Genomic DNA, 20,095 nt, shown 5'->3' on the forward strand with positions numbered 1-20,095 from the left:
GGACTTGCATAAAAGATAAGCTTGATCATTCAGACCGTTCGACTGCCGTAGCTATTAGCTGCTCGATCTCCTTAATTACTGTTAAATAATCGGTAGAGCCTTTTTGAATAATGGATTCAACATTGCCATTCAGCTTCTCCCTGTCCTCAGACGTAATCGACTTGGCTGTAATGACAACAATCGGAATATTGTGCCACTCCTCCTCTTTGCGTACCTCCTCCACGAAGGTAAATCCGTCCATCTCCGGCATCATCAAATCGAGCAAAATTAGATCCGGCTTTTTTTCGGCTGCCATATATTCCAGTGCAAGCTTGCCGTTTCCTGTCTGCACTGCCGAATAGCCTTCCTTTTCCAGCAGCCGTGCGATCAGCTCGTTGGTCGCAGCATCATCTTCAATGACGAGCACAGTATGATCAACATGCTTCGGGATGTATTTGTTCATAACCTGCAGCAATCGATCCTTCTGCAACGGCTTCGTTAAAAACTCGGATGCACCTAGCGTATAGCCAAGCTGCTTGTCGATGGTCATTGACCATATTACGACGGGAATATCCTGCAGCTTCGGGTTGCTTTTTAATGCAGAGAGCACATTCCAGCCATCCATGCTAGGCATAAGAATATCAAGCAATATTACATGCGGCTGGAGCTTCTCTGCGAGCTCAATTCCTTTCGTTCCGCTTTCTGCAAAGGCTAGCGTCCAGCCTTCCTTCGCAAGATAACGCTGCATTAATTGATGGTTAAACGGCTCGTCATCAATAAGCAGGATATGAACAGAATCAGCTTGATCAACATATTCTGCATGCTGCGCCAGCGTCTGTTGATCGGCTGATGCATCATTTGCAGCCAATGGCGAGGCTGGAATCCAGCACGAGAATAGACTGCCTTTGCCTGTTTCGCTTTCTACTTTAATCTCCCCGCCCATAAGCTGACAGAAGCGTTGGCTAATGGCCAGTCCAAGGCCAGTGCCGCCATATTTGCGAGTCGTTGAATTATCCGCTTGTGTAAAAGGCTGAAACAATCTTTCTATTTGTTCCGGCGTCATCCCGATTCCGGTATCCTGCACAAAAAAGGTATAACCGTCCACGTTATTCATGGACTGCCTGGCTACTTTAAGCACCACCGATCCATTGTGTGTAAACTTTCCGGCATTGCTGATCAAATTAATTATAATCTGTCGCAGCTTGGTCAAATCAGCTGTGATTGCGCCTTGAACAGAGTAGATTTCCAACGAATTTCCATTGCCCTCTACAAGCGGTCTAACTGTTGTCTCAATATCTTGTACTAAATCATTCAGCTCAAATTCCTCAACATAGATATCCATCTTTCCTGCTTCAATCTTTGAAATATCGAGAATATCATTTATTAACGACAGCAAATGATTGCCCGCCGTGCGAATTTTGTTTAAATCTTCGGCCAGGATTGGCTCATTAAGCTCCTCTACCTCCTCGATCAGCATTTCGCTGTACCCGATTATGGCATTAAGCGGCGTACGCAGCTCATGGCTCATATTCGCCAAAAACTGGCTCTTGATCATATTCGCTTTAATCGCTTCATTTTTTGCATGCTCAAGCTCGGCCGTTCGCTCCTCTACCAGCTCCTCCAAATGATCGTTAAGCTCTCGCAGCTCCTCATTTTTCCGCTGGATTTCCAGCGCTTTTTCCTCTAGCTCTGAGTCCTTGTGCGTAAAACGGTTGGAAACATAAATTCCTATGAGCGACAAGCCAAGTGTAAACAAGGTGCCGCCCGCTATGAGATAAGCCAGCCATTGCTGATCCAGTATGATGCCTGAAGCGGATCTTGCTTTCTCACCCAGATGAAAATGGGCTGCGGCCATTCCTACATAATGCATGCCAACTACAGCGGCTCCCATAATTAAACCGCTTCCAATTTTCTTCCAGTGCCCACCTCGAACAGCCCCCTGCCTGAAATAGAAGGAAAGCCATAATGCTGCAACGGAAGCAACCAAAGCAATGACAATCGACAGTGCAAACCAGAATGGATCGTATGTAATATCAATAATCATGGCAGCCATTCCGATATAATGCATGGCGGAAATGCCTGCTGCCAGCAATATTCCCCCGCCGAATATTTGGCTGAGCGAGGTCTGTCTTCTGCCCACCATATACAAAGCAATAAATGAGGCTATAATGGCTACTAATACGGATAGGAATACCAGGGTCAAATCATAGGCAACAGAAACTGGTAGAGAAAATGCAAGCATGCCTACAAAGTGCATCGACCAAATCCCCATCCCCATCGCTACCGCGCCAAACAACAGCCACAGCCAGCGGCTCCTTCCCGCTGAGGTGCTGATTCGTTCTACGAGATCCAGTACAGTGTAAGAGGCTACGACTGCTACGATGTACGAAAACAACACAAGAATGATGTCATAAGAGCCATGAACATGTTCCATAAAATCTCTCCTGTACGCTTGATGGTGATTCGATTATAACTTGAATTCAAGCAGCAATCTACGACTTTAATGTTAAAATCCCAATATTTTCTGATAAAAACCGACAGATTTCGTTGCAAACCCGTATTTTATGCATGAAAAAGCCTCGTCTGTCAGGAATTTCTATTCCCAACAAACGAGGCTTGCAAGTAAGCTCTGGCTTCGTGCAAATTCGTACAAGTCTCACAAGCTCCATCCCTTCATTATTGAAGTTCATAGTAGAGCTTGATTTCCTTTATTACACCGTCGTCTACTTCAAAGGTTAAAAACTGTACAGATTCAGCTATAACATACGCGCAATTGTTTGGATCAGTTCTTCCATCTTTGGCCATTTCTATAGTAGGGTAAGCAGCAATAAGCTGCTCCAAGGAATCGTTTATTGTTACTTCTTTTGAGGTTGAGTAGCTTTCATTGGTTATCGTGATCGATTGAATCCAAAACTGCTCTTGATCCTGCTTAGGAGAAAACAACTGCAGCTCAAGGCCGTCGTATTGCTGCGTTTTCACGTGAGTGCCCGCAAGCGTATCTGCAGTTTCTCCCAGCACAGTCGTTTCTTCCGAGCTCGGAGCTCCGAGAAGCTCTTCCAAGTTCACTTCATTTTCCTTATCCTTCAATGCAATTGAGCTGTTGCCAATACGTACTGCAAAATCAGAAAGCTCCTGCGGAGCAGTGGATTCAGGCACCTGCGGATTAGAAGGCTCATTTGTATTCGTACCTGTTTGCTCCTCCTGCCCAGCGTTCTCCTTCTCTGGCTGCGTGCTTTTGGCGCATCCCGCCAATAAAGACATTATCAATATGGCACATGCAAACAACTTGGCTACCTTCATCATTACGCCTTCTTTCACTTAATTTCATTAACTAATCACCCGACAGTAAACGAGTATGGCTCGGATTCCAATTGGATCTCATGAACCTCACCGTTAGATTGTACTTGAAATGGACTGCCTGCCTTAACTTCGCTCAACGGCTCAATAGCTGCTTCAAACATATTAGCCGTTACAGCAGGTTTTTGTGTGCATCCTGTCATTCCACCTAAGGAAAGTGAAAGAATAAGCAGCGCGGCTAGTATTCTCATTCAAATGATCCCCTTAGTAAATTGATATATCATCTGACGCAATATAGTTAATAAACGTTGCAGACCATTTGTTAATTTTTTTCACAAAAATTGCTAGCCCTTGTTCTGCTGCTTAACAACTTCTATTAGTTCATTCACGCAATATTTGATTGAGCTGAGGGGCAAACTGCTTTAGCTTGTCTTTAATAAACGGCTGTGTGCTTTCTGGAATCTCGTGCAAATGAAAAAATTGAGCCTCTATTATTTCAACACCATCTGGCGCTAGCTCGCCTTCAAATGAGTTGCAAATGTAAGCGACAATAACGTTATAATATTCGTGCCCATTGACCAGCTTCGTATAAAGCTCCTTGCCAGAAAACACACCAAAAAGCTGAAGCTCGCCAAGCTCAAGGTTAATTTCCTCTTTTACCTCTCTTCTTAGGCACTCCTCTGTCGATTCGCCAAGCTCCATTAAACCGCCTGGTATTCCCCACGAATGATCCGGATATTGGATCAATAAAATTTGCCCAAGCGAATTAATGATAACCGCACTTGGTCTTACCAAAATAAGCGGCTGATTCCCTACCAATTTTCTAATATCCTCAATGTACCCCATCGTTAAAGCCTCCATTTTCTTGACTATAAACAGCATGGCTCTGGCTTCCAGCCGATTTCCTGACTCCAGCTGTTTGCCTTTTGCATAATGCGCCAAATAACCGCTGATTTGCCTTCAACATAGCGCTCTCTTTCATATGTATATTGCTTTGCCAGCTCTTTCTTTACCTCTTCATACTCGCTGCAAGCCTCCTTGTGAGCCCGCAAATAATCTCGAAATAACAAATGAAATTGCTCGGACCAGCTTCCCGCTTCTCTTACATGAATATGGGTTCTTCTCATGCCAGCAGCTTCTCTAAAGTATTTTTTGCTAAGATCCGGATTATTTCGTCTGTATACAAATCCAAGTGTGCTTAAGCCATGCTCAAGCTGCTCGGTATGCTTCAGATCGTGCACCGAAATTTGAATATCGATAATCGGCTTTGCAGCTAAGCCAGCTACCGCAGTTGAACCAATATGATCAATTCTCACTATTGAATCTGCTATTTCCGTGACAAGCCGTTGACGAAGCTCTTCATATAAAACCGGCCATTGCTCATTGTATGGCTCAATCACGACTGCTTCCTGCATCACGCTATCTCCTCCAAAGTCATTTCCATATCCAGCGAACATAAAACGCCTCAACCACAGATAGCCTATAGCTTCAGGTTGAGGCATACGTTCTGCTTATTGCCCAAGCCTTTAACTTTCAAGCACTTGAACGTCTCCGTTGTCATATCCCACGATTACTTTTTTTGTCATTCCTACAAACAACCCGTTGTCTACAACTCCCGGGATCAGATTAAGCTCTCGATGCAGCTCAACCGGTGCAGCAATCTGATTAAAGCTGCAATCTACAATATAATTTCCATTGTCCGTTACATAGAGCTCTCCGTCTCGAGCTCTTAATATCGGCTCGCAGCCTAATTGAAAAAGCTTGCGAATCGTGGCTTCATAGCCGAATTTTACGATCTCTACAGGCAGCGCAAATTTGCCAAGCTGACGCACTACTTTATGCTCGTCAACGACGATGGTAAGCTGCTTGCTGGCAGCAGCTACAATTTTCTCGCGCAATAAAGCGCCACCGCCGCCTTTAATCAGATTAAATGCAGAGTCAACCTCATCTGCTCCGTCAATCGTTAGATCAAGCTCCGTCATTTCAGAAAAGGAAACCAACGGAATGCCCAATTGCGTTGCAAGCTGCTCAGATTGAAGCGATGTCGCAATTGCTTGAATGCTCAAGCCTTGCTGAACCAGCCTACCGAGCCTTTGTATCGCATAATAGGCGGTTGAGCCAGTGCCCAAGCCGACTATCATTCCGTCCCGTACATCATCCACTGCTCGTTCGGCGGCTATTCGTTTGGCTTCCATGACAAACCTCCCAGCTATCCAATATATTGCTTTAGCTCTCTAATGTCCTCGATAAATACTTTGGGCAAAACATGATGCTGCTTCATTTTATTGCGATCAGCCCGGTAAGCGATAAATGGAATGCCGGCAGCTATAGAGGCTGCCCCATCTATCCAGGCATCCCCTACTGAAACCCAGGCCTCAGGCAACAGCTCCTGATGCTGCCGTAGAACATATTGAAAGGCATCAGGCGACGGCTTTAACGAGCCCATGCTTTCTCTGCCAACGACATGATCGAAATAATGAAGGATGTTATGGTCCTTTAGCGCAGCTTGTGCCGTTTTATTCGAGTTATTTGTCACAATGACCATCCGATACCTTCCCTGCAATTCCTCCAGCAGCTCGAGCACTCCCGGCTCCAGATCGGCTTGTTTCATGCCGATCACTTCAAATTGCTCAGCAATGTCCCACATCTGCGATAGCTGCTGCTCTGTCATTAGCTTTGTCTGAACGGCTTCTTTAATGATTGTAGACGATGTATGACGATCAAGATCTAATTGTGCCGGAAGTACGCCCTCGGACACAAGAAAGGCATAGATTGCCTGCTTCATAGCCTTGAAATCTATAGAGGACTGCAGCAACGTATTATCCATATCAAAAATAATTGCTTTAATGCTGCACGTCATAGCTCTACAATTCCTGTTGTCGTATACGGATAATCGAGCTGCTGTTTTACTACAGGCACAGCTTCTTTGCCTGCAAAAAGCTCAATAATATACAAGCCCAAGTCAATTGAAGTAGCAACTCCACCTGCTGTAATCACGTTGCCATCCTTTACGATGCGCGCTTTAACGACCTCTGCGCAGTAAGGCTCCAGCAAATCATAAACATTAGGATGCGTCGTTGCTTTCTTATTCTTCAGGAAGCCGGCTGCGCCCCACAATAGCGAACCTGTACAAACCGATGCTTTATAAGGAACAGCTTCGGCAGTTTTAATCCAGTCTACGAATTCCTTATCCTCGCGCAGCTTTCTAGTTCCCATTCCTCCCGGGATAAAAACGAAATCGTACTGCGATAAATCAGGACGAATTACATTGACCTTAACCTTCATTCCCAGCTCATCAGTAACCTCATCTGTCAGCCCGCAAATATCCCAGGTTGTCCCTTTAGACGGTTCAAATAAGTTCAACCGGTATATGACATCGTAGAATCCTACGAAATCAAGGAAGGTAACACCGTTAAACAATACTAATGCGAATTTCATCAACTTGACCTTCTTTCAATTTAAGATGGCATCTACACAAGCTGCTTGCTCATATGTATCGCAATTAATTTCCGTTCAGCTTGTTCTGTTATATGGATATCATAAGGTTTAAACCCGTACTTTACATAGAAAGCCAGGCCTCTTGAATTCGTATTATGACAGGCAAGACGTATTGTCTCGGCTCCCAGAACCGATTTGGCCTTATTAAGCATAACATCCAAAAGAAACTGAGACGCTCCTCGTCCTCTATATTGGGGCGATACAACAACATTACCAAGCCAGCAAGTACGTGCCTCTGCGTCATAGCCATAAATATTGGCATAAGCGACTACTTCATCTGCCGCACGATCCAAAATAACTGTCGGCTCAAACCGATCCTTTAGCAAAGCTAAAATTTGATCTGGAGTTAACGGGTATTGAAACTTCGGGCTAATATAGACAAGCTCATCTGCAGCTTGCGGAAAGGTGCAGATGACTTCCAGGTCCATATGTTCGAGATTTCTGTGCGTATACATACTTGTTGCTCCTTTATAAACGAGTTCAAAAAGCTAATGATTTAAGTCTTTGGCAAAGCGATAGCCTGTGATTTGAAAGCCTGCATTTTTATAAAATTGATGCGCTTGCTGCCTTTCTGCTTTTATTCCACTTGTGAGCACAATATGGGTAGAGCCCTGCTGTTTTGCCCATTGCTCCACATGGCGAATGATTTGCTTGCCAAATCCTCGGTTTTGATATTGCCGTTTGATCACTAATGCAGAAATTTGCACGACTATATCATCTATTTCGTATGCCAAGCTGAGTCGGACTCCAGCCATTCCAACTACTTCACCATCATGCTCCGCCATAAAGGTATGGTAACTGGCATCCTGTTGCATTCGCTCAAGCCTTGCCATCATTGCATCCTGTTCTGTTGGATACCCCAAGTCAGCCATCAGGCTGCACATCGCGTCCAAGTCATCGGCGCGATACTGTCGAATGATCATAGCTGATCAAGCCTCCTTGTAAATGTTACTTACATGCTCAGCTATGCCTTCCAGCCCATTTCCTTATAGATTCGCTTTACTTGCTTAATTAAGCTGTCATTCTCTCTGCCTTTTTCGAAAATGTCTTTATCTGGCAGTACAGCCCACCGAAAAATCTGCTCAATGCTTCCATAGCTGCGCTTATAGCCTTTTGCCAGCTTTAAAATATTCTCTTTGGTCGGGGCAAACGAGAGGACAACTCTTAACTCTTCATCTGTCCATGGCTTCCCTTTATTTTCAATAGAGTGCTTCTGCTTCTTCTCATATTCAAATAGCAGCAGCTTCGTCTTCTGAATCACCTCGTCCGTTGGCAGCTCCTCTATTCCTTCATTCAACAGCTCAAACAATTTCTCTTTAAACTCTTTCTTCTTCATCAATATCCCTCCCTGAATGAATGGTCCACGCTCAAATGAATCTGGTTTCTATAGAAGTTCTTTCTTTTAGGAGAGATTCCTTTAATTTTTTGTAAAATATGCCTATTCCCTCTAACTATCCCTCCGGCGATCGTTTACAACTCCAAATACCATTAATAAAATTGATATGATATAAAATACAATCGGCACCCATTCATCATCATACAGCCCGAATTGACTCCCCACACGACCAGCAATACTGCTTAAAAAATACGTTAAAATTAAACCGATGAATCCAACTGCAAACATGAGTAAGCCGTAGACATCTTTCATATCTTTCCCTCCTAATTTTGTTAATTATATCCTAAATTTACGAATCAAAGAAAGACCCATCTGTAGATAGCCTGCGGGCTATCTACAGATGGGTCTTCTGAGTTAATTCAAGGGTTCTTTCCTCAATAAGCTTTTCTATTTTCAACGTGTTATGCTTTTCCTCGTCAGTTCCATGCCTAGACTGCAAACGGGTAATGTCCTTATAGGAAACACCTTCAACGTTCCCCCACTTCTTCCAAGGCACAACATCAAAAAGATAATGTTTAAAATATTTCCGAGGCTTGATTGATCCAGGGGCATAATTGTAAGTCCCCATGTTTACGGGGTCATCCACCATTTCTCCAGTACCAGCATTGTAAACGACCTCGAACCTGCCATCTGCTGAAATGAATTTTACATTTAAGGCAGCGTTAATCCCTTCCACATTATAGCGATGGAATTTTGCGCTAAACAACTGCCATTTATGCTGGGCTGTCAAGGTTATCATTTCGTCCAGGCTGGATGGGGCACCGCTGTACTTGTTCAGTGTATTTCTAAAAAAATGTATTTCCTCCGTAAGCTCGCTTAGCCTTCTGACATGCTGATCAAATGTCTCGAAATAGCGATTAAAGTTTTGATGATTGATGATTGCATCCGGATTACTTTCTAAATCCTCCATCATTTTGGCTAGAACCGTTTTAGCTGCAATTTTATTCGGCCCATCAATCGAATGCCACTTTTTATGCTTTAATTTTACTTGAGTATACAGCTCGTCAAGCCCGCTAAAATATTCATCAGATAAAAACTCGGTATGATCCTCAGTCCAGCTATCAAACAGCTCTTGATTCCATACCGTTTTATATTCCAATCGAAATGTAACCAGCAAAATGATAACGATGCAAATATAAATGGCTGCCCTTTTCTTAGACATATGTTCCTCCTTTCATGATGCGGGATCTGAAAGATAAGGGTAATGAATGCATCGGTACTGTTTTACCATCATGTATATCCATTGATTGCCCAAAATGTTCTTCCGTATACAAAAAAGGAGGATTCAGAAGGTCAGTAAATACTGACAATTTGAATCCCCATCCAATCATGTGTTAGTCCCACTGATAGCTAGCAAGCATTTCTCCCCATGGAGCAATTCCTTCCTCTTGAAAGCCAAGCTTAGCATACATTTTTTTTGCTTGTTCATTGTTAGGGTTATAACCAAGCCTTAATACGCTAGAACGGTCAGCACGTTTACTTATCTCATCAATAATTTGCAGCATGGCAAGATAACCGTAGCCTCGCCCTTGAAATTGAGCATCAATCATAAAGCGATAAATCCAGTAATTCCCATCATCCTGGTCTATGCCATACATGGCGAAACCGATCATATCGTTTTCCAAATAGATAGCCTTAACCTCAAAACCATGTAAAAACTGCACTTCTGCAATTGAATATAAGTTCGAAGCAATATATTGCTCCTGTTCTTTTCTAGGTTTGAGCCGAATGCAGGCTTCCCAATTACTTTGATCAATCTTTTCTAATTTAATCATCTCGGGTCCTCCTCAATTTTGTAGAGAAATCCGATATGAAACCGAATTTTTCTACGTTACTATCACCGACATATGCAGAAATTGGTTTGTTTTCATCCCACATCACTCCTTTCATTATATACTTTCAATAAAGCCGTTTCTCGTAGCTTTCCTGTAAGCCCTTCTCGATCACTTCTTCTGTAAATTCGGGCGAATTGACATGAGCAGCTACTATTTTCGGGATCGATGGTAAAGAATTTGCGTCTATCCAGGAGCTATGATCCCATAGCTTAGAACGCTTGAAGGCTTTGGCACAATGAATGAAGCACTCCTCAACCTCAACTCCGATTCCAAGAAGCGGCTTCTTATCCTTCACTTTCATCTGCTCTAACATATGCTCATCCTTGATTACGCAGGCTTTTCCATTAATTCGCAATGTTTCTTCGAGGCCAGGAATAATAAATATGATCCCGATCCGTGGATTAGCCAATATATTGCGCAACGAGTCCATTCTGCGATTACCGGGTCTTTCTGGAATAACTAAATGCTTATTATCAATTACGAATACGAAGCCTGGCGCATCTCCGCGCGGCGACACATCACATAACCCTTGATCATCCGACGTAGAAATAAACAATAATGGCGACAGCAAAATAAAGTGACGGCAGTGCTGATCCAGATGATGTATCGTCTTATTTTTCACAACCTCGCTCGGATAGCCCAATATCGCTCTTAGCTCTTCTTCCGAGGACAAGCTGTTTGTAAAAGGATTATTCATTACGATCCCTCGATTCTAATCTAATATGCTTCAGCTTGTTGCTTCAAAGGTGATCATTTGATTCGCATTTACTACCTTCTGCCCAAATGTATAATCGGCAGATTGACTAATTTGATGAAAGCCTGCTTTTTCAAGCAATAGTTCAAACTCTTGAAGCCCGTACCAGCTAACTGCAAATCTTTGAAGCTCAGACTGAAGCAGCGCTCCATCCTTCCACTTTTCATATTTCAGCAGAGAAACTGTTTTTTGCTCAATTAGATTAACCTCTATTCGTCTGTCCTCCAGAACAAGAACCTCTTGTTGTGGAGTTTCCAACGTTCGGGTAGAGATCGCATTGGCATTGAAGTCAGTTGGAAGAAAAAGATCGAGGATCAATTTACCGCCTGGAACCAAATGCTTGTTAAATTGCTTTAACGCTGCAACTGCCTTCTCCCGCTCCTCAATTAATTGAAACGATCCTCCGGGTATAATAATGGCTTCATATCGGGCATCCAGCGAGAAGCTGTGCATCTCACCTTCGATAAGCAGTGGATTGAGCTTTAATTGTTCACATCTTTTTCTGCATGCTTCAAGCATTGCGCAGGAATTATCGATCCCATCAATTTGAACGCCAGCCTGCAGTAACGGGATTAATACTCGCCCAGAACCGCAGCCAACTTCAAGCACCTTGCCTTTCACATTGGAAAGCCTATCTAAATAATAATCGACATCGCCAGTTGAATAGCCAAGCGGCTTGCTTAGATCATAGAACTCTGTACAGAGCTCTCCGTAATGACTGTACATATATTCACTCCTGTAAGAGGCCTTTTTACTCAAACAATCGATACATCTGCATTTCCTCATCCATCGCCTGAGCGAGCGCAAAGGCTTCCTGTATATTCTTCTTATTTTGAATCATCTCATAGCATAATCGTATAGCAAACATAAGCGCTGCATTGCCGTCTGGATAATCGTCCGGTCCAATAAATGACTTGCAGCCAGCAGCAAAAAATGCGCTAGCCATCTCTTCTGTGCCCAGCGTACATCCGTTGGCAATTACCGTCTTCCCTTTGAGCGCTGCAAATCGTCTAATTTCCTCTGGTCCAAAATCACCGCGCGGCTCTTCAGCCTCGTAGACCTCTTCCCCTAGCTCGGGCATAATAAACTTCCCGTCTTCACCATGAAAAGATAGCAGAAGCAAATCTGTATTCGGATATAGATCATCACCGGACAGCACAGCTATAAAATCATTAGGTCTGCCTACCCAATACGTAAACACTCTTGCTCCAAAATACTCTAGCGTGGAGCGAATCGCTTGCACTTCCATGTCACAATTTGGGCCGCATACAACGGCTACATTCATTTCAGGCTTACTCATGTTTTCCTCCAGTTTGTTATGTTAAATATTCGTGCTTCAAGATTGAATATTGATAGGAATCATGCCACTTTCCTTTGTGCCACATATGCTCCCGCAAATGGCCTTCATACTTCATTCCGATTTTTTGCATGACTCGTCCAGAGCCGATGTTAGCAGGTCGACAAGTCGCATAGATACGATGCAAATCGAGCGTATGAAAACCGAAATCGAGTAATGCAGCGGCAGCTTCTGTAGCAAAGCCTTGTCCCCACGCATTTTTGTGAAAGCAGTAGCCAATTTCGCCTTGTCCTGGCTGAACAATATGAATCCCGCAGCCGCCAATAAGCGTATTAGCTTGCTTATGAATAACCGCCAATTCAAAGCTTTTACGTGGATACTCTTGCTGCATGCTGAGAGTCATGCTAATAAATGCTTCTGTTTCCTCTATTGAATTTGGCCCCCATATCATATATGTTGCTACGACAGGATCTGAGGCATATGCATGCACCTGCTCCAAGTCCTGCTGTACAAATTCTCTGATCAAAAGCCTGTTCGTCTCAATTTGCATCATGATCACCTTCCTTCTTTTCTAGAGCGTGTCGTTCTCAGACACGTCCTAGAAAATGAGCTCGCAATCTTTATGCTCCCAGATATCAAACAAATTGCCATCGGGGTCCTCTAATACGAAAAATTTTCCGTATTGGCCTTCATCACTAATGCTTCCAACCTTCACATTTTCCGATTGCAGGTAGGCATGCAGCGCTTCAATATTATCTGTAAAAAAGGTAATTACCCATCTTTTCTTATTATTTATTTCAAATACTGCTCTTGTTTCGTTATCGCTTTGGATCAGATCAAGGATTGGTCGATCGCCTCTAAACAAGCTTAAATAACCCGGTCTCGGATGCCTTACATTAAATCCGAAATGCTTTATAAACCATGCTGCTGATTTTTCGACATCAGCAACAGGAATTACATTATAGGCTATACCCAATATTTTTCCATTTTCCATAAATATGCACCTCCGGAATAATTAAAACAACCTTGGCAACAATGATAGATGGTGATCATAATGAGAAAAAAGCTAATAATAATAATCGCATTAGGTACAATACTGTTTTTCCAAGCAGCTTCACAATCAGCACAAGCTGCTCAAAACGACGAAAAAATTGAACTGTTAGAGCAGGCGCTAATCCAGCAGCTGCACCCGGTAATCTATCAATCGCTTCAAAATCTATATCATGAAACATATCCTCAATTTGTCGATATCAAAATCGTTCATATTGAATCCTATGTAACAGGTACAAGCTCTTCGGTTAGCGAACAGGATCGCAAAGCATCGGCAGCGGGAGGGGCTAAAGTTTTTAGCCTAATTGTTCAAGTAACCGCAATACATCATCATGAACTGGTACAAATTTTTATGAACAATGAAGCTGGCGGCTCTACGTATACAGTGACAAAAGTGAAAACGAGCAAGTATTAAGCTTTAAGCGTTAAACCCTTTTTGAAACCCTTCAATAAAATCAGGCAAGCCTAATACCACCGTTGCAATAAGCGCGCCAATTCCAATGCCCAGCCATAGCTTTCTTTTCTTTTTATTGCCTATAAGAATCGAAATTGCGGCAAACACGATTACGAGAATTTCAACTATATATGTCACCTTGTGACCTCCTTCAACCTTCAACTATCTAATGGAGCTTAGCTTTTCAATAGCCTGCTCTTCACTTTCCAAAAAGAAAAAGTTTTTACCGCTGTTGCTTTCGTAAATATAATCCTTTAGGCTTTTACTCGTATAAGCTGAGAAATCGCCGACGATTGCCATTTTGATTTGGTAGTTGATAAATTTTTGCGTAATCTCTCCCAATATTTTTGTTTTCAGGTCAAAAAAGTCCTCGATAATAGCCGATTTATTGATAATGATGCGATTGCAGCCAGTTTCATAGCTTACAGTAGCGATCAGATCGAGCGCTGACTGCACATCTGTTATAAGCAGTTCACTGCTGCTTACAAGGGCAAGCTCTACGTCATTTCTGTTGATTGTCGTAATATTCATTTCGAAAACCTTCCTTCGTTACTTTATAAATGCCGAGCGTAATGATAAACCATATTGCCAAACGTCTTAATATCTGCAAGATAATCGTATCCTGCAGGATTAGGTTTCGTCTGATTATACATTCTCGCTGCTACAACATTAAGCTCCGGGATAACTAGACAAGCACATCCAGTTATGCCTAATGACTGATAGGAGCCTATAGGGAGTTTATCGCCTAATTCTGTCAATGAACGGGGCTCCTTTATGAATAATACAGGTTGCTGCTGCTGTAGCAGCAATGAGCCTTTTTACACTTAATACATAATCGTTAAGCTCATGAAAGACAATAGTTTCAACTTTCTCAAGGTTCAGCAACGACTGTTACTCCTTCTCACATAAATTTAATAACGGTTGCAATTAACATTGAGGCAGGCAGCAACAATGCCTGTGCCAGCAACGTACCGAGCAAGCGGGACAGCATGAGCACGTTGTATATTTTTCCAAGCTGATCGCGGTATATTTCATTATTCATTGCTTTGTCGGTAATCAGGCCGATTTGCGGGTCAATAAAGATCGTTAATAATATTGTCGCGATTCCGTTTATTAGACCGGATGATTGCGAGGCCGTCAATCTTAATTCTGGCACCAGATACGCTGCGTACAGCGAAGAAAGTACACCTACTGTATAAATGGCGGTAACCAAAATATTTAACACAATAAATCTTTTGGATATTCCCAAATATCTATACTGGGACAAATTAAACGTAGGCTTTTTGACATAATATTTTGTATTCTTGAGCTGGGCAATTGTTACACTTGAAATAAGCTTTGGCAATGAGCCTGCAAGCTCCAGCCTTGAAATGACTCTGCCCCAAATGTTGACGAAGGTTGGAAACAGCAAAATAGCCAGCAATGTACCAATCGTTGCTGATAAAAGTAGCACCCTAAAATTGCCCAGCACATTAAAGGACGAATCAGCAATGCCGTAGTCGACGATGTTGCCTGTAAGCGGCGCTTGTATCAAATTTGCCGTTCTTGAAATAAGCACGACAATTCCTGTTAACGATAAAGCAACCGCAATCTTGTTTATTTTCACCCCGGCATATCTCAGTGAGTAAGATAATGTTTCAGATGTATGTATAATCATGGTGAGCACAAAAATAACGATAAAATAGTTCAGCATGTAGATTTTCTCCATTGGATGGCATTGTATTTACAGTTGCCTTGCTTGTTAGATACTAAGTATTTTAACATGGATTACCAATTGTTTCATTCAGACAAATTCCCTTTTTGCACTGAGCTTTCAATAATAAGCTGCGCGTAATCCCATAATGCCTTCGAGCCTTCTGCAATTTCTTTATTACGATTCATTACTTGGCCTTTGCTTATATTATATTTTTTCCAGGTATCACCTTGATTTAAATGGTTATGAATTAACGGCTGCAGTCGATCTAAGGAGGCAGCAAATTTGGCCTCATTCGTCTCCTTCTTCTCAAATTCCAACCACAGCTCTAAAAACTGTTGTTCAAGCTCTGAAGGCAGCATGCCAAACAATCTTTTGGCTGCTTGTATTTCTCGTTCGAATTTGTCACTTTGACCATTGGTATCATAGGCGAAGGTATCGCCTGCATCAATCTCCACTAAATCATGAATCAACAGCATTTTTATAACTTTGAACAAGTCAACGGGTTCATTCGCATGTTTGTGCAGCACCACTGCCATCATCGCAAGATGCCAAGAATGTTCAGCATCATTTTCCAGTCTGGAATCGTGGATTATTCTGGTCTTTCTATTAATTGTTTTGAGCTTGTCTATCTCAATCAAGAACGCAATTTCTTTCTCAAGCATATTTTCCATCTAATCGCCCTCCGCTTCTTTAGTGCATATTCTTTAATTCTCGGCAGTCGGGTCAAAAACCTTTTGGATTTTACACTTCAATTCCAGCTTTGGAAAAAATAAATGGCATATGAGAGAAAACACGTACGATTTACGTGCTTCTCTCATATGCCAAAATTATGCTTAGTGCCAGCTACTACCGGTTAATCAAATCGACGCCAAGCGCAACAAGAACTCCCGTTCCAAGCGCCCATACGATGATGCTGATCGTTTGCCATAGCAGTACATAGCGCTTGCTCGCGCCAGACAAGATGGAAATAAAAGCGCCAATGTGGTTGCCTATAAGCAGAGGTCCGATGAAGGCAACTCCTGGTACGCCATATTTATTGAATAGATCGCTGGCCCGCTGCATTCGCTTGCTCGATGCCCCGCTGTTATGCTTGGCCGCGCGGCGTCGCTGCAGCCACTTCTGTCCTCTTTCGCTTACCAGTACTACAAGAGCCACTGATAACCAATTCCCTATGATCGCTACGGCAATTGTCATCCAAAATGGCAAGCCGACTGCAATCCCGATCGGTACTGCGATATACGCTTCCAAAAACGGAATAACTGAAATAAGCCATATCCCTGCAAACTGCAATATAGGGGGAGCATCCTTAATTTGCTCTAAAATATTCGTAATGAAATCCATTGCGACGTGCCTCCTGGTTACATCAATTTTCAATCATCCACCGTGATTGCTTATGTAAACCATCTTACAAGGAAACGAAAGCCGCTCCCAGCGTCGCACGATTGAACTTCCTCTCAGTCTCCAGACTGAAACATCACTAGCCTTGCGAGCTCTATTAAAACTTGTAATACCAAAAAACAGCCATCTCATTTGCAAAAAATTTTGTATATAGCATCGTATCTACTCCGCCAATTTGAAAACCATTTTTTGCGTAAAATCGGCATGCCGCTACATTGATATCTTGCGTTTCCAGCATTAGCCCTAGCAATTTTTGCTGCTTGGCCCATGCGATCGCTTTGTTCATCAATAGGGTTCCGATTCCTTTTTGTCTCCCATCTTTAGCTACTGCTATATCCTCAAGCAAAGCAAAACCGTTCCAGTTCGTACTCAGTTTGATTCGTCCGATGCAAGCCTGACCCTCATAATACAAATAAACGGCTTTATCTGGATCGTTCACATAGCTTATATCAAGCTCTTCATCGTCATAGTGCTTAATGTAGGGCTCTGCCAACAGCTCTTCCGTATACTGCCATTGGCTGTTTTCGTACTTCGGCAATATGCGTCCGAACACGACAAAGCCTTCATTGGGCTGACTATAATCGTTTATGTTTTCAGCAGTCATTTTAACAAGCAAAATCTAACACGCCTCCATTACGATTCGTTAATTCTGCTCATGACGAGAGTGTTGTAATAGTTCCCATCGGACAGCAGCTTATCTTGTTTTAATATTCCTTCGACTTCAAAGCCTAGCTTCTTATAAAGTTTAATTGCATTCTCATTTGTTTCGAGCACATACAGCACCATTTTTTTGATTCCGCTGGAATCCGCCCAGGACATTGATTGCTGCAATAAATGTTTCCCGATACCGTTGCCCCAAAATTGTTTCAGCACGCACACTCCAAACTCTACCTTATGGGACAGCCGTTTTAATTGAGTTCCTGCGCATCGTGAAAATCCAACAATTCTCTTGTCAACAGTCGCCACTAAAAATAAATGTCGCGGACTATCATTGTCCCTCTTGATTATTTGGGCAAATTGTTCCGCATCAATATAGTCTTCTCCGCTTTCCCTATCCAGATTTTCACTCTCTCCATCGATCTGTACACGTAGATGAGACAACGCAGCTGCATCTTCTGCAACAGCAACTCTAATCGAATAGGTTATGCCACGCACTGTAAATTCCGTTGGCGCAACTATCATTTAGAATGCACCCTTTAACAAATGATGTACAGAAATCTCGCCGATAGACGTAACAGCAAAGTCAGCCTCCGATAAGTCTTGATTACCCGAGTTGGGGTTAACAAATCCGATACATTGCATGCCTGCACTTTTGGCTGCTTTAACCCCATGCTTTGCATCCTCGAGGACAACGCAGTCCTCTGGCTTCACCTTAAGCATCCGTGCAGCTTCCAAATATACATCTGGCGCAGGCTTCCCTCTATCCACTTCCTCGCCGCTTACAATACAGCTGAACTGATCGATAATATTAAACTTCGTCAATACCGCTTCTATAAATACTCTAGGCGATGAAGATGCAAGCCCAATTGAAATGTTATTGTTGCGAAGCTCGAGTAGAAGCTCTCTTATTCCACTGATTGGTTCAAGTTCAATTTCATCCAAATGCGTCAGCTTTCTCGCTAGCTGAGCCTCGATCATCTCTTCAACGGTATTGGTTACACCATATTGTTCCTTGATCAGTCTCCACATTTCAGGGTTTGTCATTCCAACATACTGCTCCAGCTTTTCTTTTTCCAGATTAAGGCCGAATTGCTCCAATATCATCAAATCGACTGCAAAATGCAGCGGCTCACTGTCAATAATGACGCCATCCATATCAAATATAAATGCTTTTACCATCGTTATTCTCTCCTTTAACTATTCACATTTATCTCTCTCTGGTTATTGTACCAAAACCATCTGCTTTCGCAGTATTCCTAGCCGAACGTCCTCTAAGTCGCCTATTATAAATTCGGTTGAGTAAGGGGTTGCCGAAAGACTTCCTTTGCTTTGTGAAAAGCAGGTAATCCGATTGAAACACCTATCGTGAAGGTTCCAACAATCGGAACCAATAAATATTTGATGCTTTTCCTTTTTCCTTCGTACAGAATAAATCCGATCAATACGATCGCTGATACGATCACGTCCCACCAGGCAAATGCGCCAATTCGGGTTTGAGCCGCTTCATCAAAATACATCGACACAGCTATATATTAGCATGATTTTCCTAATAATAGAAAAGAACCATTCTTTCATCGAAAGATATGGTTCAATGTGTTACCAATATTAACAGTAATATTTTATTACCCCTGAATGACAGGGCCTAGCTGTGATTCCAGTAAAAAGTTTGCTGGTTCATTTCCAATTACAAATATTGCAACCGTCGCTAGGTCCAACACCTGATGAACGTTCAAACCATCCGATGTTACTGAAGTTCCGCCATAGATAAGCGCTAACGAATATAAAATATCATCACTTTCCGGATAAATGATGATCGCATTGCTTAACAGTACCGGTTTGCCTGGACTTCCAGGTGTCACGATTTGACTGTCTAATATTGGAGTATTCTGTCCAAATTGGATACCAGATAAAAGTTCCAAGCCAGGATCTGTATCGCTATCATTTCGTACCAAGCCGCGATAAGCTACGCAGTAATAGTAGCCGCTTTTTAAAGTAAATTGCTGCATATAGCTGTTATTGCCTATCGTTATCGGATTCACCCAGTTAATCTTATCTCCAAAGTTATACTGTGGACTAAGTGGAATGAGCGTATGATCAGAGCCTTGCGCAGCTTTTACTGGATCGACTAATATGGCATACGATCCGGAAAGATATATCATACCTGATGAGCCTGTAAGTCCTTGCGGGCCCGTCGGCCCGGCTATTCCAGAAGGCCCTGTGCTTCCCATTGCCCCACTAATGCCCGTTGGACCCGGGGAACCACTAGGACCCGTCGAACCAGGGGATCCCATTGGTCCGGTTGATCCAGTACTCCCTGTTCCTCCCTGTCCAGCCGGTCCCATCGGCCCCGTATCGCCCGACCTCCCCTTTAAACCTGTAGGACCACTCGGGCCGGTTGGGCCCGTTGCCCCTACAATGCCTTTAGCTCCAGTTGCTCCTGTCGGGCCAATCTCACCAGTTGGTCCCATTGGGCCGGTTGAACCGACCGCTCCTGTAAATCCAAGCTGACCTGTCGGACCTGTTAGACCGACTAAGCCTGTAGCCCCTTGGCTGCCTGTTGGGCCTGTCAAGCCTGTCGGGCCTGTGTTACCGTGAAAGCCAGTTGGACCTATCGGGCCTGTTGGACCTGTTGGACCTGCCGGGCCTGTTGGGCCGATAGCATCGTCAGCACCTGAGGAGCTTGTCGGGCCGATTGGATCTTGCGGAAATTCGCGGTTTGTCAGTTTTTTTCTCTCAGACATAGCTGTATCCTCCTTTCAAGTAGTTAAAGCTGATGCAGAC

At 43.1% G+C, this 20,095-nt stretch carries 31 protein-coding genes; 1 reads left to right on the forward strand and 30 read right to left on the reverse strand.

The window, feature by feature from the left end:
• Window positions 1–25 precede the first annotated feature (25 nt).
• The 19 genes from KJS52_RS18380 to KJS52_RS18470 form a co-directional block, all read right to left on the reverse strand.
• Entirely contained in the window at window positions 26–2,413 is a 2,388-nt protein-coding gene (locus KJS52_RS18380) for a response regulator (protein WP_213518044.1), read from the reverse strand.
• 242 nt (window positions 2,414–2,655) lie between these two features.
• The gene (locus tag KJS52_RS18385) at window positions 2,656–3,279 is read right to left on the reverse strand and encodes a hypothetical protein (RefSeq protein WP_213518046.1); all 624 of its coding nucleotides are present in this window, start codon (window positions 3,277–3,279) and stop codon (window positions 2,656–2,658) included.
• Between the two features lie 35 nt (window positions 3,280–3,314).
• Window positions 3,315–3,527, reverse strand: a complete 213-nt coding sequence (locus KJS52_RS18390) for a hypothetical protein (RefSeq protein WP_213518048.1) — start codon at window positions 3,525–3,527, stop codon at window positions 3,315–3,317.
• Window positions 3,528–3,657: 130 nt separating this feature from the next.
• Window positions 3,658–4,122 (reverse strand): NUDIX hydrolase, encoded by a 465-nt coding sequence (locus KJS52_RS18395; RefSeq protein ID WP_213518050.1) that lies wholly within the window; start codon window positions 4,120–4,122, stop codon window positions 3,658–3,660.
• A 23-nt stretch (window positions 4,123–4,145) separates the two neighbouring features.
• The gene (locus tag KJS52_RS18400; RefSeq protein ID WP_213518052.1) at window positions 4,146–4,691 is read right to left on the reverse strand and encodes a GrpB family protein; all 546 of its coding nucleotides are present in this window, start codon (window positions 4,689–4,691) and stop codon (window positions 4,146–4,148) included.
• A 111-nt stretch (window positions 4,692–4,802) separates the two neighbouring features.
• Window positions 4,803–5,471, reverse strand: a complete 669-nt coding sequence (gene rpiA / locus KJS52_RS18405) for a ribose-5-phosphate isomerase RpiA (protein WP_213518054.1) — start codon at window positions 5,469–5,471, stop codon at window positions 4,803–4,805.
• Between the two features lie 14 nt (window positions 5,472–5,485).
• Window positions 5,486–6,136 (reverse strand): HAD family hydrolase, encoded by a 651-nt coding sequence (locus KJS52_RS18410; protein WP_213518056.1) that lies wholly within the window; start codon window positions 6,134–6,136, stop codon window positions 5,486–5,488.
• Window positions 6,133–6,714, reverse strand: a complete 582-nt coding sequence (locus KJS52_RS18415; protein ID WP_213518058.1) for a DJ-1/PfpI family protein — start codon at window positions 6,712–6,714, stop codon at window positions 6,133–6,135. Before KJS52_RS18415 ends, KJS52_RS18410 begins: the two co-directional genes overlap by 4 nt.
• A 32-nt stretch (window positions 6,715–6,746) precedes the next feature.
• Window positions 6,747–7,229, reverse strand: coding sequence for a GNAT family N-acetyltransferase (locus tag KJS52_RS18420; RefSeq protein WP_213518060.1), 483 nt, complete (start codon window positions 7,227–7,229; stop codon window positions 6,747–6,749).
• 33 nt (window positions 7,230–7,262) lie between these two features.
• Window positions 7,263–7,697, reverse strand: coding sequence for a GNAT family N-acetyltransferase (locus tag KJS52_RS18425; protein ID WP_213518061.1), 435 nt, complete (start codon window positions 7,695–7,697; stop codon window positions 7,263–7,265).
• Between the two features lie 41 nt (window positions 7,698–7,738).
• The gene (locus KJS52_RS18430) at window positions 7,739–8,110 is read right to left on the reverse strand and encodes a hypothetical protein (protein WP_213518063.1); all 372 of its coding nucleotides are present in this window, start codon (window positions 8,108–8,110) and stop codon (window positions 7,739–7,741) included.
• A gap of 111 nt (window positions 8,111–8,221) precedes the next feature.
• Window positions 8,222–8,422: a hypothetical protein gene (locus KJS52_RS18435; RefSeq protein WP_213518064.1), complete on the reverse strand. Its 201-nt coding sequence runs from the start codon at window positions 8,420–8,422 to the stop codon at window positions 8,222–8,224.
• Between the two features lie 82 nt (window positions 8,423–8,504).
• Window positions 8,505–9,332: a hypothetical protein gene (locus KJS52_RS18440; RefSeq protein ID WP_213518066.1), complete on the reverse strand. Its 828-nt coding sequence runs from the start codon at window positions 9,330–9,332 to the stop codon at window positions 8,505–8,507.
• 172 nt (window positions 9,333–9,504) lie between these two features.
• The gene (locus KJS52_RS18445) at window positions 9,505–9,945 is read right to left on the reverse strand and encodes a GNAT family N-acetyltransferase (protein WP_213518068.1); all 441 of its coding nucleotides are present in this window, start codon (window positions 9,943–9,945) and stop codon (window positions 9,505–9,507) included.
• 124 nt (window positions 9,946–10,069) lie between these two features.
• Window positions 10,070–10,702, reverse strand: a complete 633-nt coding sequence (locus tag KJS52_RS18450) for a pyridoxamine 5'-phosphate oxidase family protein (protein WP_213518070.1) — start codon at window positions 10,700–10,702, stop codon at window positions 10,070–10,072.
• 30 nt (window positions 10,703–10,732) lie between these two features.
• Complete coding sequence (locus tag KJS52_RS18455) at window positions 10,733–11,485, reverse strand: class I SAM-dependent methyltransferase (protein ID WP_213518072.1); 753 nt, start codon at window positions 11,483–11,485, stop codon at window positions 10,733–10,735.
• A gap of 25 nt (window positions 11,486–11,510) precedes the next feature.
• A complete protein-coding gene (locus KJS52_RS18460; protein ID WP_213518074.1) occupies window positions 11,511–12,059 on the reverse strand; it encodes a delta-aminolevulinic acid dehydratase in 549 nt (182 codons plus the stop codon).
• A 16-nt stretch (window positions 12,060–12,075) separates the two neighbouring features.
• A complete protein-coding gene (locus KJS52_RS18465) occupies window positions 12,076–12,609 on the reverse strand; it encodes a GNAT family N-acetyltransferase (protein ID WP_306433590.1) in 534 nt (177 codons plus the stop codon).
• A 45-nt stretch (window positions 12,610–12,654) separates the two neighbouring features.
• A complete protein-coding gene (locus tag KJS52_RS18470; protein ID WP_213518076.1) occupies window positions 12,655–13,050 on the reverse strand; it encodes a VOC family protein in 396 nt (131 codons plus the stop codon).
• 60 nt (window positions 13,051–13,110) lie between these two features.
• On the opposite strand from KJS52_RS18470, the gene KJS52_RS18475 reads away from it, so the two are divergent.
• Complete coding sequence (locus tag KJS52_RS18475; RefSeq protein ID WP_213518078.1) at window positions 13,111–13,521, forward strand: hypothetical protein; 411 nt, start codon at window positions 13,111–13,113, stop codon at window positions 13,519–13,521.
• A gap of 3 nt (window positions 13,522–13,524) precedes the next feature.
• Here KJS52_RS18475 and KJS52_RS18480 read toward each other — a convergent pair whose 3' ends face one another.
• The 11 genes from KJS52_RS18480 to KJS52_RS27780 all read right to left on the reverse strand — a co-directional run bounded on the left by KJS52_RS18480 (window position 13,525) and on the right by KJS52_RS27780 (window position 20,055).
• Entirely contained in the window at window positions 13,525–13,698 is a 174-nt protein-coding gene (locus KJS52_RS18480; RefSeq protein WP_213518080.1) for a hypothetical protein, read from the reverse strand.
• A gap of 24 nt (window positions 13,699–13,722) precedes the next feature.
• A complete protein-coding gene (locus KJS52_RS18485; protein ID WP_213518082.1) occupies window positions 13,723–14,091 on the reverse strand; it encodes a DUF4180 domain-containing protein in 369 nt (122 codons plus the stop codon).
• Between the two features lie 23 nt (window positions 14,092–14,114).
• Entirely contained in the window at window positions 14,115–14,318 is a 204-nt protein-coding gene (locus tag KJS52_RS18490; RefSeq protein ID WP_246563721.1) for a hypothetical protein, read from the reverse strand.
• Window positions 14,319–14,461: 143 nt separating this feature from the next.
• On the reverse strand, window positions 14,462–15,253 hold the full coding sequence (locus KJS52_RS18495) for a lipid II flippase Amj family protein (protein ID WP_213518299.1): 792 nt from the start codon (window positions 15,251–15,253) through the stop codon (window positions 14,462–14,464).
• 86 nt (window positions 15,254–15,339) lie between these two features.
• Window positions 15,340–15,927, reverse strand: a complete 588-nt coding sequence (locus KJS52_RS18500) for an HD domain-containing protein (RefSeq protein ID WP_213518084.1) — start codon at window positions 15,925–15,927, stop codon at window positions 15,340–15,342.
• 175 nt (window positions 15,928–16,102) lie between these two features.
• Complete coding sequence (locus KJS52_RS18505; protein ID WP_213518086.1) at window positions 16,103–16,597, reverse strand: small multi-drug export protein; 495 nt, start codon at window positions 16,595–16,597, stop codon at window positions 16,103–16,105.
• A gap of 154 nt (window positions 16,598–16,751) precedes the next feature.
• A complete protein-coding gene (locus KJS52_RS18510; RefSeq protein ID WP_213518094.1) occupies window positions 16,752–17,270 on the reverse strand; it encodes a GNAT family N-acetyltransferase in 519 nt (172 codons plus the stop codon).
• 17 nt (window positions 17,271–17,287) lie between these two features.
• The gene (locus KJS52_RS18515) at window positions 17,288–17,836 is read right to left on the reverse strand and encodes a GNAT family N-acetyltransferase (RefSeq protein WP_213518096.1); all 549 of its coding nucleotides are present in this window, start codon (window positions 17,834–17,836) and stop codon (window positions 17,288–17,290) included.
• On the reverse strand, window positions 17,837–18,493 hold the full coding sequence (locus KJS52_RS18520) for an HAD family hydrolase (protein ID WP_213518098.1): 657 nt from the start codon (window positions 18,491–18,493) through the stop codon (window positions 17,837–17,839).
• A 104-nt stretch (window positions 18,494–18,597) separates the two neighbouring features.
• A complete protein-coding gene (locus tag KJS52_RS18525; RefSeq protein WP_213518100.1) occupies window positions 18,598–18,831 on the reverse strand; it encodes a DUF2834 domain-containing protein in 234 nt (77 codons plus the stop codon).
• Between the two features lie 105 nt (window positions 18,832–18,936).
• Window positions 18,937–20,055 carry a collagen-like domain-containing protein gene (locus KJS52_RS27780; protein ID WP_213518101.1) on the reverse strand — a complete coding sequence of 373 codons (1,119 nt, stop codon included), beginning with the start codon at window positions 20,053–20,055 and terminating at the stop codon, window positions 18,937–18,939.
• Window positions 20,056–20,095: the final 40 nt, after the last annotated feature.

Origin of the sequence: Paenibacillus montaniterrae (genome assembly GCF_018403185.1) — a bacterium.
Classification (GTDB): domain Bacteria; phylum Bacillota; class Bacilli; order Paenibacillales; family Paenibacillaceae; genus Pristimantibacillus; species Pristimantibacillus montaniterrae.